Source organism: Actibacterium sp. D185-2 (assembly GCF_054954595.1).
Genome location: NZ_JBPWNX010000013.1, coordinates 41891 through 55885, shown reverse-complemented (window position 1 = coordinate 55885; position 13995 = coordinate 41891). Strand labels below are relative to the sequence as shown.

The window sequence follows — 13995 nt, the reverse complement described above, 5'->3', positions numbered from 1 at the left end:
TGACATCATGGATTACACACCGATTTCGCCGTTTATGCGGCCGATATCGCACGCCCATCTGCGCGTGGTCGAGCGTCCTGAGGCGTCTGTTCCCGGCAGGCCCGTCAACAAGTGGGAGCTCCTCCGCGAGCTGTCCAAGGCACAGGCGGCCTTTGGGGTTTCCGAGCGCGATCTGACCGTTCTTCAGGGGCTTCTCAGCTTCTTTCCGGACGATGCGCTTGGCGGGAACACCGAAATGGTCGTCTTCCCATCCAACAAGGCGATCTGCGAGCGGCTGAACGGCATGCCTTGCTCGACGATGCGCCGTCACCTCGCCCGGTTGGTAGAGGCACGCTTGCTCATGCGGCGCGATAGCCCCAATGGGAAGCGGTATGTGCGCAAGCGTGGCGAAGATCGGGTGGCCTTCGGCTTTGATCTCTCCCCGCTCTATTGCCGGGCCGAGGATATTGCACGGGCTGCAGAGGCTGTGCGTGAGGCCGAGGACCGTGTGCGGCGACTGAGGGAGGTAGTGAGCCTTATGCGTCGCGACTTGGCCGCTCTGGCGGAGTTCGGCGAGGAGATCCAGCCCGGGCTTGGCCTGTGGGACCAGCTCCGCGACAAGGCAGCCCTCACCGCCCGCGCTCTTCGCCGCAAACTCTCGCTTGAGGATCTGTCGGCATTTCGGACTGAACTGGAGACCCTTCTTGACCAGGCGCGTAATGTGATTGACGGTCCTGAAACAGAAGAAATGAACACCAATGATGCCCAATGTGAGCGTCACCATCATAATTCAAATAAAGAATCTATAGATCTTGAACCTGCCTTAGAAAAAGGCGGGGCGGCGGGACGCGCGCCTGATGATGATACGGGTGAGCCCGTGGCTGACCTTGAAGAGCCTGACACGAGGCGGGTGCCGAAAATCCCTCTCCACCTGGTAATCGCCGGCTGTCCCTCGCTCAAGACTTTCTATCAGGGCGACATTCGACACTGGCACCAACTTTTCGACGCGGCTTGTCATGTAAGGCCGGCCATGGGGATCAGTGTTTCTGCGTGGGAAGAAGCGCAACGCTGCATGGGACCAGAGCAAGCCTCGATCGTCGTCGTGGCCATGCTGGAACGTTTCTCTGACATCAGATCACCGGGTGGATACTTGCGGGCGCTGACGTCCAAGGCCGCGGCGGGCGAATTCTCTTGCGGTCCGATGGTCATGGCTTTGATCGGTCGGCGAAGTGCGGCTTAACAGCTGTTAAGTTTCAACGCCGCGGTGCTCAGTTGGCATGACTTAACAGCTGTTAAGTCGCCTCTTGGCAACCATACGATCATCGAGAGGCAAAGGAGTGTTGGTTTGAGGGTGACGGGAAATGAGATCGGGAGAGTGGCTTCCGGCGCCCGTCGTGGAGAAGATCTGATGACGAAAGCTGTCCAGAAAATCACCCTGTCCCCGTCCCGGGATATCCCTTTTGACAAACTGGTGTTGAGTCAGTCCAACGTGCGGCGCATCAAGGCTGGCGTGTCCGTCAAGGAACTGGCCGAAGACAGCGCCCGCCGCGGCCTCTTGCAGAGCCTGAGCGTGCGGCCCGTGTTGGCTGACGATGGCACCGAGACCGGCAAGTCGAGATCCCGGCCGGTGGCCGTCGGTTCCAAGCATTGTCCCTGCTGGTGAAGCATAAGTGTTTGGCAAAGACCACGCCCATTCCCTGCATCGTGCGCGATGCTGCGTCCGACATCCTGGCCGAGGATGATTCCCTTGCAGAAAACATGCATCGCGTCGCCCTGCACCCGCTCGACCAGTTCCGCGCGTTTGTGGCGCTGCGGGATAAGGGCCAGAGCGATGCAGAGATTGCTGCCGCCTTCTTCGTGACGCCACAGATCGTGAAGTAGCGCCTGAAACTCGCTTCCGTCGCCCCTGCCCTGCTTGAGGTCTATGCCGAGGATGGCATGACGCTGGAGCAGCTCATGGCCTTCACCGTGAACCCCGATCACGCGCGTCAGGTTCAGGTCTGGGATGTGATCCATTCATCCTGGAACAAGGAGCCATTCCAGATCCGGCGCATGCTGACCGAGACCTCGGTCCGAGCGTCCGACCGGCGCGCGGTCTTTGTGGGTGTTGAGGCCTACGAAGAGGCGGGCGGCACGATGCTGCATGACCTCTTTCAGGGCGATGACGATGGCTGGCTCGAGGACCCTGCCCTGCTCGATCGGCTGGTGACGGAAAAACTCCAGGCCGAGGCTGAGACGGTTGCGGTTGAGGGCTGGAAGTGGATCGAAGTCGCGCTTGACCTGCCCTACGGCTACAGCTACAGGCTGCGGTCCCTATCCGGCGATCCGGCACCGATGACGGATGAGGAAGGTGCGGCCCATGCCAAGCTGCTCGCCGAGTATCGGGCGCTGGAAGAGGAATACGCGGGTCAGGATGAGATCCCCGACAAGGTCGACACGCGGCTTGGCGTATTGGAAGCGGAGATGGAAAGGATCGAGACCCGGCCGTTGATCTTCGACGCGGAGGAGATCGGGCGGGCAGGGGCGTTCGTCACGCTCGACCGCTACGGCGCGCTGGCCGTCTATCGCGGCTATGTGCGGTCAGAGGATGAGCCTGTTGAGGAGGCAGCGGTCCAGGATGATACTGATCCTGCGGTGGCGGGGCAGGGTGCTGATCGTGATCTCACCGATGGCCATGGCAGTGCCGCTCCTGGCGGAACCATCATTATGTCGGGTGGCCAGCCTATCGGAGCTGACTTCCCGGAGGATGAGGATGACGGAGCGCTGAAGCCACTGCCCGAGCGGCTCGTAATCGAGTTGACGGCACACCGGACGCTGGCGCTGCGTGAAGCGATCGGGCGCTCGCCCGACGTGGCGTTGATTCTGCTGCTGCTGAAGATTGTGACGGACACCTTCCGCACTTCCTCTGCTTCGGGAAGCTGTCTCGAAGCCTCAGTGCGTCACATCTACATGCCGGCGCAGGCGAGCGATCTGAAGGACAGCGTGGTGGCAAAGCTGGTCGACGAGCGTCATGCGCCGGAACGATCTCGTGGCGCTGGACGATGAGGACCATGCCGAAGGGCAGGGGGCGGATGCCGAAGCGGCTGACAGCGTCAGTGAAGCTGACCTTCCTGCATTTCTGACGGATGACCTGCCTGCTGAAGGCGCGTCGATGCTGGCCTCGGAATAACGTGATCCAGCGGGGGGCGGAGATTCCGCCCCCAATCACCCTATAGTGTAATAATATCAATGGGATGAGTGCGATTACTCGCATTCAGAATGAAGAATCATGTCTACAACAACCATCATCGACACCGCACCCCTCGGGGCGCTGCGACGTGAGACTTCAAGGCCAATGCTCCCGATCTTTCACATGGGCATTTGGAGCATCCGTTGGCAATCTGACGGATGCCTGAAATCCAGAAGTTTCACCGGGACGTGGTGACTGGAGCAAGAGAGAGGTTTCGATCCGTTCTGCGATGGCTGAGACGATAGCGAGGCCAAGCCCGCTACCATCAGTTTTTGCATCTGCCCTCTCGAAGCGCCCTGTCAGGCGTTCGAGTGTTTGGGTTGCTACCGCGGGGCCCTCGTTCGCCACGATCAACTGCCCGTCGCTCGTGAGTGTAACCTCGACTGGGGCATTCTGCGCCCCGTGGCGTAGGGCGTTTTCCACCAGATTCCGGCACAGAATTCCCAATGCGTCGGGGTCGATATCAGACAAGACAGGCGTGTCCGGCAAGTTCAACATAAGGCGCCCGTTCTCTGTGCTGCGCGCAATATCTTCCACCACGACCCGAGTGATGGTTCTGACATCAGCGCTCTGGTCCATCCGAAGTCTACCGCCTTCCGCCCGCGCAAGCTGCAGGAGACGTTCGGACAGCCGAGCGAGACGCTTGAGCGTCGCCTCGATCTCGGCGGCGCGCGCGTCGATGGTCGGATCTTTGGTCTCTGACCGCAGTCGCTGCGCCTGGGCGATAGCGCCCGCCAATGGTGTCCTTAGTTCATGAGCCGCATTGGCTGCAAAACTTCGCTCAGCCTCGAACGCGTCGCGCAACCGAGCCAAAAGGCTGTTCAAGGTTGCAGCCAGCGGGCCGATTTCCGTCGGCAGGTCGGCCGCGGGTACTTCTGACAGGTCGCGCACGCCGCGCGCTTCAAGCCGCGTACGGAACCGATGGAGAGGGGCGAGGCTAAAGCGCACAGCGAGAATAATCGACGCGAGCGCCAACGGCAGCACAACCAGCAGCGGCAGGCCAAGGCTCATCTGGATTTCCCGAGCAACCGAAGCGCGATGCGCCAACGGTTCGGCCACGGTGATGCTGATCGTCCCCTGGAGCGCCGCGTCGCTGTAGAGGCGATGTGTGGCGTTCTGCCCAAATCCCGGACCATCGTATGGAGGAAACACGGCAGGGTCCGCCGCATGGGATTGCAGCAAAATGCGTCCCTCGGCATCGCGTACGATGTAGGTGAAGAACTCGTCATGCTCCCGGATCGGCGCGAGGCGCTGCGTCACACCCTGATCTTCTCGCCCGACGATGTCGGTCACGGCCAGCGGCAGGATGCGCTCGGCGGTTTCGCGTAGGGCGCTGTCGAAGACCTCATCCATCTCGCCCCGAACGATCACCGCGGTAACCGTGGCGGCGGCGAGCCAGAGGATCGTCAGCACAAGGCCGAGTGACAAGCCGAGCCGTACCTGAAGGCTGGATGGCCACATCATGGCTTGCCCAGCCGGTAACCCATGCCGCGCTCGGTCTCGATGATGGCGCTCCCCAGTTTCTTGCGCAGGCGGCTCACGTGCACCTCGATGGTGTTGCTCTCGACTTCGGCGTCGAAAGCGTAGAGCTTCTCCTCCAACTGCGCCTTGGACAGGAGCTGCCCGGGACGCGCCAGGAAGGCCTCGAAGAGCGCCCATTCCCGCGCCGTCAGCGGCACATGTCTGCCATCCCGATGGACGCTGCGCGCGGCAAGGTCGATGTCGAGCGGTCCGTGGGTCAGGATCGGGTTGGGGTTGCCGCTGTAGCGCCGCGCGACCGATCCGATCCGTGCCGACAGTTCCGACAGGTCGAAGGGCTTCACAAGATAGTCGTCAGCGCCCGCATTGAGGCCTTCGATCCTATCGGACACCTGGTCGAGCGCCGTCAGGATGATGACCGGCGTCACGTCTCCACGCGTCCTGAGGCCCTTGAGGAACCCGATACCACGTCCGTCTGGCAGCATGAGGTCGAGCAGGAGCAGGTCGTAGGAGGTTGCGCTCATCGCGTCTGCCGCCGCGTCTAGCCGCGTGACCCAGTCTACTGACTGGCCATCAGCTGCGATCTGGTCGCGCACGGCAGCGCCAAGAGTCGTGTCGTCCTCGATCAGCAATATGCGCATGGTCGTACCCGTCCTTTCCTGATGTCCCTCCATGATCCGTCTGGCTGACACGAAGCTGAAGCTTGTGGGTCGAGCCCCTTCAGGCTGCCGTCAGCTTCGCGGCGCATGAATGGCATCAAGAGGCGAGCCACTAGGAGTGTGCCCCATGAAGAAGACATTGACAATTATCGGCTTTCTCGCGGTCTTTCCGGTCGGCGCGGCGCTGGCTGACGACGATTGCTTCGTGCCGATGGCCGACTGGCAGCCGCGCGATGCTGTTGCCATGCTGGCTGAGGAAAATGGTTGGACGGTGCGCCGGATCAAGATCGATGACGGCTGCTACGAGATCGATGGGAGGGATGCCGAGGGGCGTGCGATCGAGGTGACTGTCCACCCGGCCACGCTGGAGATAATCGAGTTCGAATACGAGGACGACGAGGATGATCGCCGCGAGCGGGATCACGAGAGACGCGACGATGACTGATGCAGCGCGTCGCGACGGTAATGTCCCGGTGCCGGGCCTGCCGCCACTCTCCCGGCTTTCCCTAAACTCTCCTCTAGCTCTGACGGGCCCGGTGCTGGTTGCGTTGCCATGCCTGCTGGCGGCACTGATCGGGTTCAACACCTATGCGCCCTATGGCGCGGATGCAGCACTTGGCATTGCCGTCGGGGCCGCGGCAGTTGTCGCGATGGCACAGACCCTGATCCTCGCCGCACGGCCGCCGCTGGTGGAACCATTGTTCGGCGGTCTCGATCGCATGTACCGTTTCCACAAGTGGCTTGGTATTTCCGCAATGGTCCTGATGATCCTGCACCAGCAGATCGAGCCGGATTTCGAGCGTTTGGTGCGTGAAACCTCTCTTGGTGAACTTGGTGAAGAGGCGGGCGAACTTGCCTTCAACGCGCTTCTCGCCCTGGTTGCTGTCAGCTGGTTCCGGAGATTGCCCTTCACCCCACTGGAAATCCCCTATCAGATCTGGCGGTTCAGCCATCGTTTCATGGGGGCCCTTTTTGCAATCGTGGTCTTTCACCAGTTCTTCGTCGACCTGCCGACAGAGGTAGATCCATCGCTCTCGGTGCTTCTAAACACATTTGGCATCGCGGGAGTGATAGCGTGGATATTCACCGAGCTGGTCGCCCCGTACCTGCGGCGTAGAGAATTCACCGTCACAGAGATCAGCCAGACCAAGGACACCACCACGCTAACCCTCCGCCCCGAGGGGCGGGCAATGCGGTGGCGGCCGGGGCAATTCGCCTTCTTCCGCGCGCCAGAGGCAGGACTGTCCGAGCCGCACCCCTTCACGATCGCCAGCGCCCCGCGCCCTGACGGCACCCTGACGTTCTCCATCCGGGGCTTGGGTGGCTGGACACGAAGCCTGCTCGCCATCTTGCGGACCGGAACGCGCGTGCAGGTCGAAGGGCCATATGGACGGTTCAATTTCCGCAAGGGCGGTGCGCGCCAGATATGGCTGGCGGGCGGCATCGGTATCACGCCGTTCCTCGCCTGGGCCGAAAGCCTGAGCGAAGCGGATAGCCGCGACATTCACCTCATCCACTGCGTTCGGACACAAGAGGAGGCGATTGGGGTAGAGACGCTGCGCGCTGCGGCTGCCCGCAACCCGAGGTTCAGTTTCGAGGTGGTCGTTACGACGCGCGATGGCAGGCTCACGGCCGAGCGCCTGATTGGCGCGGTCCCTTTCGCGATCCGGCAAGCCGATTTGTGGTTCTGCGGCCCAACCGGTCTGAAGGACGGGATTCTCAAGGGCTTGAAAGCACAAGGCCAAACGCCTCGCCGTGTCCGCTTCGAGCAGTTCGAATTCACCTGAACGCGGGGCAGGGCGCATAGCCATGCCAGCCCTGTAGCCTGCGCTCGCATCTTTTTTTGGCCCCGCCCTCATCGGCGGGGCCATTTTCCTGACGGCAAGCTGAAGCAGGAATCGCTGGGGCGTCAGGATGCCCTCAGGTCGGGGTGCCAGATTGGTCTCATCAAACGAAAGGACCCCTTGCCATGAAAAAGACCCTGACCGCCCTTGCCCTGATCGCACTTTTGCCCGCCGGCGCTGCGCTGGCCGACGACGATGATTGCAATGCGCCCCGTGACCAGTGGCAGCCGCGCGAGGCCGCCATGCAGATGGCCGAACAGAACGGTTGGACGGTGCGCGACTTCGAGATCGACGACGGCTGCTACGAAATCGAAGGCCGAGACCAGGATGGTCGCGAGATCGAGGTGAAGCTCGATCCGGCGACGCTGCAGATCGTCGAGATGGACTACGAGGATGATGACGACGACCGCGGTGGCGCCCGCAATCCCGCGCCCGCTGGAACGGTCGCTCCTCCGCAGAACGGCCTCTTCGGAAACGGCGCCCCTCCGCAGGTTCAGGTGAACTGAACAGCTCCGAAGCACCCTGAACAAGGATCATTCCCATGAAATCACTTCTCGCAACGCTCGCGCTTACCACCGCACTCACGCTTCCCGGCCTCGCTATGGCACGGCCCGTGACGCTCACAACCACCCTTAACAACTATGGCGGCGACGGCGCTTACCTCGCGCTTTACGTAACCGACGCCTCGGGCGCCTATGTCGGCAGTCTCTGGATGGCCGGCGACAAGTCCAAGTACTACGAGCATCTTAGCGACTGGTACCGTGCCACGGGCGGCGATACCGCGGAGGTAAACGGCATCACCGGCGCCAGCGTCGGCGCGGGCCGCAGTCTCGAAATCACGCTTGATCTGGCCGATGCGCTGTTCGATGCGGGCTACACGCTGCACATCGACGCGGCGGTCGAGGATATGCGCGACAGCCCGAACGAGGTGGCCGTGCCGCTGACGACGGCGGGCGCGGGCACTCCGGTGACCGGGCGGCGCTACATCGCCAACTTCTCCTACGACATGTGAGGGGCAGGGCCATGATCCGTATACTCCATCGCTGGCCGGGTCTTCTGGCACTCGCGCTCGTCACGATCCTGAGCCTGAGCGGCGCTGCGCTCTCGGTCTTTCCGGCAGTCGAGCGCATCACCGCGCCGCAGGTGGAGACTGGCCTGACAGTCGCCACCCTCGCGGACCGCATCCAGGTCGTCTATCCGGGCGTCGAGCAGATCCGGCGGTCGCCCTCCGGTCGGATCACCGCCTATTGGTTCGATCAGGGCGCGCCGGGTGCTGCCGTGATCGACCCGGCGACGGGCGCGGGCGTGGCCTCGGCCGACCCGAACCAGGCCCTTCGCTGGCTCACCAACTTTCATCGCTCGCTCTTCCTCGGAGATGGCGGGCGTATCGCCATGGCCGCCGGGGCCGCGGCGATGCTGGTCCTCTCGCTCTCGGGTGCTATGCTGGTCGCGCGACGGGCGGGCGGATGGCGGCACTGGTTCGCGTCCTTGCGCGGTCCGTTCGCGGGCAGGCTGCATGTCGAGATCGCCCGGATCGCCGTCATCGGCCTCGTTCTGTCCTCCACCACCGCCCTCTGGATGACAGCCTCCACCTTCGATCTTCTGCCGGACGGTAGCGTCCTGCCGGCTGATCCCACCGAAGTGAGCGGAGAAATTGGGTTCGCTCTCGATCAGATGGCCACGCTGCTGCAGGCCCCCGTCGCCGAGCTGCGCGAACTGAGCTTTCCCTATCCCGGCGACGCGACGGACGTGTTCACACTGAAGACCGACCGGGGCACCGGCTATCTTGACCAGGGAACCGGCGCGCTCGTGGCATGGGCCGACCTGACCGGGTGGGAGCGCGTCTCGGAAACCATTTACATGCTGCACACGGGGCAGGGGGCCGCGACGCTCGGCCTTGTGCTCGGGATGATGGCGCTCGGAGTGCCGGCGATGGGCGTGACCGGCGTCTTGATCTGGCTTGCCGGGCGGCGCGGGCGGCCGCGCATCCGGGGCAACCAGCCCGCGGGCCGTGCCGAGACGATCATTCTTGTCGGCAGCGAGGGTGGCAGCACCTGGGGCTTCGCCGCGACCCTGCATGCCGCGCTGACGGCAGCGGGGCAGGGCGTCCATGTTGGCCCGATGTCGGGCTTCGCGCCAGAGCGCTACGCCCGTGCCGAGCGCATCATCCTGCTCGCCGCGACCTATGGCGATGGTGCCGCTCCGTCCTCGGCGAAGGGCTTTCTCGACCGGCTGAACGCGTCGGCCCCTGTGCCTGATATCCAGATGGCCGTGCTCGGCTTCGGCGACCGCAGCTTTCCGGCCTATTGCGCCTTCGCCAACGCCGTTGCGGCAGCGGCGCAGGCGAAGGGCTGGGCCGAACTCATGCCGCTGGACACGATCGACCGCCAATCGCCACAGGATTTCGCGCGCTGGGGCCGCGCTCTTGGCGAGGCGCTTAGCATCTCTCTCGAGCTTTTTCACCAGCCCGTCTCGCCGCGCACCGAAACATTGACCCTCGTCTCGCGGCGCAACTACGGGGCCGAGATGCAGGCGGGGGCCGCGATCCTGCGCTTCGCCCTGCCGCGCGCAACGCCGTGGCAGCGGCTGACGGGCACGGGCTTCGCACGGTTCCAGGCGGGCGACCTGATCGGCGTCCTGCCGCAGGGCAGCCCGGTGCCGCGCCTCTATTCGCTGGCCTCGGGCCGGCGCGACGGGTTCGTCGAGATCGTGGTGCGCAAGCATCCGGGCGGTCTGGCCTCGGGCCAGCTGACCGCGCTGGAACCGGGCGATACGGTCCGGGCCTTTCTGCGGCGCAATCCCGGCTTTCACGCCGGTCGCGGTCGCACCCCGCTGATCCTGATCGGGGCGGGCACCGGCATCGGGCCGCTGGCGGGCTTCATCCGCGGCAATGCGCGGCACAGGCCCGTGCACCTGTTCTTCGGCATGCGGCATGCGGACAGCGATTTCTTCTATGGCGAGGAGATGGCCGGCTGGCAGGCAGAGGGGCGGTTGACCCGGCTTGTCACGGCCGTCTCGCGCGGGACGCTTCCGCATTACGTGCAGGACGCGCTGCGTGGAGAGGCCACCGAAGTTGCGCGTTTGCTTCGCAACGGGGCCCGCGTGATGGTCTGCGGCGGGCGCGACATGGCCATGGGTGTGACCGATGCGCTGGCCGAAATTCTCTCACCATTCGGGTTGACGCCCGCAGTTCTGAAGGCGGAGGGGCGGTATGTCGAAGATGTCTACTGAGCGCGCGCGCATCGTCCTGAACGGCCCCACCATGGGCACGCGCTGGTCGGCCCTGTTCTTCGCGGATCGGGGCCGCGACACGGATGCAATCCGTGCCGCCCTTCAGGCGGTTGTCGACGAGGTGGACACGCAGATGTCGACGTGGAACGCGGAGAGCGCGCTCATGCGGATCAACGCGGCGCCGGTGGGCGATTGGGTGGTGGTGCCGGAGCAACTGCGGGCGGTCCTGCGCCTCGGGCTCGAGATCGGGCGCGCCTCGGGCGGGGCCTTCGATATCGGAATGGGCGATGCGGTGACGGCCTGGGGCTTCGGGCCCGGGGCCGCCGCGCCCGAGGGTATCCGCGCCGCGATGGACGCCCCCCGCCGCCCGGCGCAGGAGGTGCTGGAGATCGAGGGGATGCAGTTGCGCAAGACCGCGCCCATTGCGCTGGATCTGAACGGCATCGCCAAGGGCTATGGCGTCGACCAGCTCGCCGAGACCTTGCGCGATCATGGGATTGCCGACGCCCTTGTCGGCATCGACGGTGAGATGCGTGCCATGGGCCTGCGCCCCGATGGCGAGGCATGGATCATCGCGGTAGAAGCGCCGGACCCTGATCGCCGGACGCCGCAATCGGTTCTGGCGCTGCAGGACGCCGCCGTCGCGACATCCGGTGACTACCGCCATTGGGTGGAGGTTCAGGGGTGCCGCCTGTCGCATACCATGGATCCGAGACGTGGCGCGCCGCTGATCGCGCCGCCCGCCTCCGTCACCGTCGTGGCCCGCACCTGTGCCGAGGCCGATGCTTGGGCGACGGCGCTGATGGTGCTCGGTGCGGAGAGGGGTGCGGACCTCGCAAGACAACGTGGACTCGACGCCCTGTTTCTTCTGTGCGATGATGAAGGCAATGCAATGGGCGTGGGAGTCGGGCGTCTTTTTTCCGAAGAACCAGCGGCAATCGCCTCAGCCGGGGGAAGATGAGCCGCATGGAACAGACCCGTACCGATCGCTTCAAGACCGCACTCCTGCTGATGGCCGCAACCGGGCTGATCGTGGGACTCGCATTCTACCTTGCGGGCCAACCAGAGATCGCGACCCTGATCTGGATTGCAGGAGTTGTTCCCGCGCTGGCAGCGCTTGTGGTCGAAATCGTCCGCAGCATTGGGCGCGGCGAGGTGGGCCTCGATATCGTTGCCGCGCTGTCGATGTCGGCGGCGCTTGTCTTCGGCGAGACCTTGGCTGCGGCTGTCGTCGCAGTCATGTATTCTGGAGGCACTTTCCTCGAAGCCTTCGCTGAGGGCCGTGCACGTCGTTCGATGAAGGATCTTTTATCCCGCGTACCCCGGACCGCGACGCGGCACCGGAACGGCGGTCTTGAGGATGTGCCTCTCGAGGAGATCGCACCGGGCGATCGCCTGCTGATCCGGCAGGGTGATGTCGTTCCCGTGGACGGCACGGTGGCGTCCGACACCGCCTTCCTCGACACCGCGGCGCTGACGGGTGAGTCCCTGCCAGTCCGGCTGGCGCGCGGGGCCGACGCCATGAGCGGATCGACCAACGCGGGCGAGGCCTTCGACCTGACGGCGACGCGCGAGGCCAAGGACAGCACCTATGCCGGGATCGTTCGTCTAGTGGAGGAAGCGCAGGCGTCCAAAGCGCCGATGTCCCGGCTGGCCGACCGCTGGTCGCTGGGCTTTCTGGTCGTCACCGTCAGTATCGCCTTCGCGGCCTGGTGGTTCACAGGCGATCCGATCCGCGCGGTCGCCGTGCTGGTGGTCGCCACGCCCTGTCCGCTGATCCTTGCCGTGCCGGTCGCACTGGTCGCGGGTCTCTCGCGTGCGGCGCATTTTGGCGTTTTGATCAAGGGCGCAGGGCCGCTCGAGACAATGGCGCGCATCCGTACGCTGATCCTCGACAAGACGGGGACGCTGACAGATGGCCGTCCGCAGATCATCTCGATCGACAGCCACGATGGCATGACCGAGGACGACATCCTCCGCCTTGCCGCCGCGCTCGATCAGGCATCGAAACACCCTGTGGCGCAGGCCATCGTCGCTGCCGCAAAGGCGCGGGCCTTCACACTGCCCGTTCCGACAGAAGTGGCTGAGATCCCGGGCGAAGGGGTCTTGGGTCGTGTGGAGGACCGCGAGGTGATCGTCGGCGGCGACGGCTTCGTGGCGTCCCGTGTCGGGCGGATGGTGGGCGATCACCCCGCCAAGGGCGCCGGATCGGTCCTTGTCGCAGTGGCAGTTGACGGTCACATGGCCGGGCACCTCGTCATGTCCGACCCGCTGCGCGAGGGAGCGGGTGCCATGCTGGACGGTCTGCGCCGTCAAGGGATCGCGCGCATCCTTCTGGCTACTGGCGACCGCGCGGACGTGGCCGAGCGCGTGACCGAGGGGCTGGGCCTCGACGGGCTGCGGGCCGGTCTGACGCCGGATCAAAAGGTGTTACTGGTGCTTTCCGAGCATAAACACGGGCCGGTGATGATGGTGGGTGATGGTGTCAACGACGCGCCCGCCCTGGCCGCAGCCGATGTAGGCGTGGCAATGGGGGCACGGGGCGCCGCGGCCTCGGCCGAGGCCGCCGACGTGGTGCTGCTCGTCGACCGGATCGACCGGCTGGGGCCCGGCATCGAGATCGCGCGGGCCTCGCGGCGGATAGCGGTCGAAAGCGTTGTCGCCGGGATCGGCCTGTCTGTCATGGGCATGATCGCGGCCGCTTTCGGCTACCTCACGCCGGTCCAGGGCGCGCTCCTGCAAGAAGTGATCGACGTTGCCGTGATCCTGAACGCCCTGCGCGCGCTGCGCATCGCGCCGCAGGAGCCAGCTACGGGCAAACCACAGGCCATCACGTCAGAGCAAGGTGACATCGTTCAAGGAGCCACGCCATGAGCCGTCTATCACATTCTGAAATCCATATGGTGCATCGCATCGGCTGGTTGCGGGCCGCCGTTCTCGGAGCCAACGATGGTCTTGTCTCGACCGCAAGCCTCGTCGTCGGCGTCGCGGCCGCAGGCTCCGGCAAGCCCGAGGTCATGATCGCCGGGCTGGCCGGGCTTATGGCTGGTGCGATGTCGATGGCGGCGGGGGAGTATGTCTCGGTCAGCTCGCAAACTGACGCCGAACAGGCGGACCTCGCCCGAGAGAGCCGTGAACTCGAGGAAACGCCCGAGGCCGAGCTCGAGGAACTAACCCTGATTTATGTTGAAAGGGGGCTGGACCGCGACCTGGCGAAAAAGGTTGCCGTGCAACTGACTGAACGCGACGCGCTCGGATCGCATGCGCGCGACGAGCTCGGCATTTCGGAAACCTTTACCGCCCGCCCTATCCAGGCGGCTCTGGTGTCCGCACTGACCTTCGCCGTTGGGGCGGTGCTGCCCCTGATCGTCGTGCTGCTGGTCTCGGAGGCGCAGATCGCTCCCCTGGTGGCGGGATCGACGATCCTTGGCCTTGCGGTTCTTGGCGGATTGGGCGCTTCGGCCGGCGGCGCAGGCGTCGTCCGTGGGGCCACGCGGGTCACGCTATGGGGAGCGCTTGCAATGGCGGCGACAGCCGGGGTCGGTGCGCTGTTCGGGGTCGCCGTAGGCTAGAG

At 64.6% G+C, this 13995-nt stretch carries 12 protein-coding genes and 1 pseudogene; 11 read left to right on the top strand and 2 right to left on the bottom strand.

Annotated elements, in window-relative coordinates:
* The first annotated feature begins 7 nt into the window (after positions 1-7).
* The 3 genes and pseudogenes from repC (at position 8) to ACSR1C_RS16420 (ending at position 3148) form a co-directional block, all read left to right on the top strand.
* Positions 8-1219: a plasmid replication protein RepC gene (gene repC / locus ACSR1C_RS16430; RefSeq protein WP_009503869.1), complete on the top strand. Its 1212-nt coding sequence runs from the start codon at positions 8-10 to the stop codon at positions 1217-1219.
* A gap of 168 nt (positions 1220-1387) precedes the next feature.
* Positions 1388-2994: pseudogene (locus ACSR1C_RS16425) on the top strand (ParB/RepB/Spo0J family partition protein); the annotation flags it as partial.
* A gap of 13 nt (positions 2995-3007) precedes the next feature.
* Positions 3008-3148: a hypothetical protein gene (locus ACSR1C_RS16420; protein ID WP_009503871.1), complete on the top strand. Its 141-nt coding sequence runs from the start codon at positions 3008-3010 to the stop codon at positions 3146-3148.
* Between the two features lie 156 nt (positions 3149-3304).
* Here the strand turns inward: ACSR1C_RS16420 and ACSR1C_RS16415 are convergent, their stop codons facing one another.
* Both ACSR1C_RS16415 and ACSR1C_RS16410 read right to left on the bottom strand, forming a co-directional pair.
* Positions 3305-4672: a sensor histidine kinase gene (locus ACSR1C_RS16415; protein ID WP_009503872.1), complete on the bottom strand. Its 1368-nt coding sequence runs from the start codon at positions 4670-4672 to the stop codon at positions 3305-3307.
* Positions 4669-5328 (bottom strand): response regulator transcription factor, encoded by a 660-nt coding sequence (locus ACSR1C_RS16410; protein ID WP_009503873.1) that lies wholly within the window; start codon positions 5326-5328, stop codon positions 4669-4671. Before ACSR1C_RS16410 ends, ACSR1C_RS16415 begins: the two co-directional genes overlap by 4 nt.
* 145 nt (positions 5329-5473) lie before the next feature.
* On the opposite strand from ACSR1C_RS16410, the gene ACSR1C_RS16405 reads away from it, so the two are divergent.
* The 8 genes from ACSR1C_RS16405 to ACSR1C_RS16370 all read left to right on the top strand — a co-directional run bounded on the left by ACSR1C_RS16405 (position 5474) and on the right by ACSR1C_RS16370 (position 13993).
* The gene (locus ACSR1C_RS16405) at positions 5474-5791 is read left to right on the top strand and encodes a PepSY domain-containing protein (protein WP_009503874.1); all 318 of its coding nucleotides are present in this window, start codon (positions 5474-5476) and stop codon (positions 5789-5791) included.
* Positions 5748-7133 carry a ferredoxin reductase family protein gene (locus tag ACSR1C_RS16400; RefSeq protein ID WP_009503875.1) on the top strand — a complete coding sequence of 462 codons (1386 nt, stop codon included), beginning with the start codon at positions 5748-5750 and terminating at the stop codon, positions 7131-7133. The genes ACSR1C_RS16405 and ACSR1C_RS16400 overlap by 44 nt, the downstream gene beginning before the upstream one ends.
* A 182-nt stretch (positions 7134-7315) precedes the next feature.
* Positions 7316-7696 (top strand): PepSY domain-containing protein, encoded by a 381-nt coding sequence (locus ACSR1C_RS16395; protein WP_009503876.1) that lies wholly within the window; start codon positions 7316-7318, stop codon positions 7694-7696.
* A gap of 35 nt (positions 7697-7731) precedes the next feature.
* Entirely contained in the window at positions 7732-8202 is a 471-nt protein-coding gene (locus ACSR1C_RS16390) for a DUF2271 domain-containing protein (RefSeq protein WP_009503877.1), read from the top strand.
* A gap of 11 nt (positions 8203-8213) precedes the next feature.
* Positions 8214-10421 (top strand): PepSY domain-containing protein, encoded by a 2208-nt coding sequence (locus tag ACSR1C_RS16385; RefSeq protein WP_009503878.1) that lies wholly within the window; start codon positions 8214-8216, stop codon positions 10419-10421.
* A complete protein-coding gene (locus ACSR1C_RS16380) occupies positions 10402-11382 on the top strand; it encodes an FAD:protein FMN transferase (protein WP_009503879.1) in 981 nt (326 codons plus the stop codon). Before ACSR1C_RS16385 ends, ACSR1C_RS16380 begins: the two co-directional genes overlap by 20 nt.
* A gap of 5 nt (positions 11383-11387) precedes the next feature.
* Positions 11388-13295 (top strand): heavy metal translocating P-type ATPase, encoded by a 1908-nt coding sequence (locus ACSR1C_RS16375; protein ID WP_009503880.1) that lies wholly within the window; start codon positions 11388-11390, stop codon positions 13293-13295.
* Positions 13292-13993, top strand: a complete 702-nt coding sequence (locus tag ACSR1C_RS16370; protein WP_009503881.1) for a VIT1/CCC1 transporter family protein — start codon at positions 13292-13294, stop codon at positions 13991-13993. Before ACSR1C_RS16375 ends, ACSR1C_RS16370 begins: the two co-directional genes overlap by 4 nt.
* Positions 13994-13995: the final 2 nt, after the last annotated feature.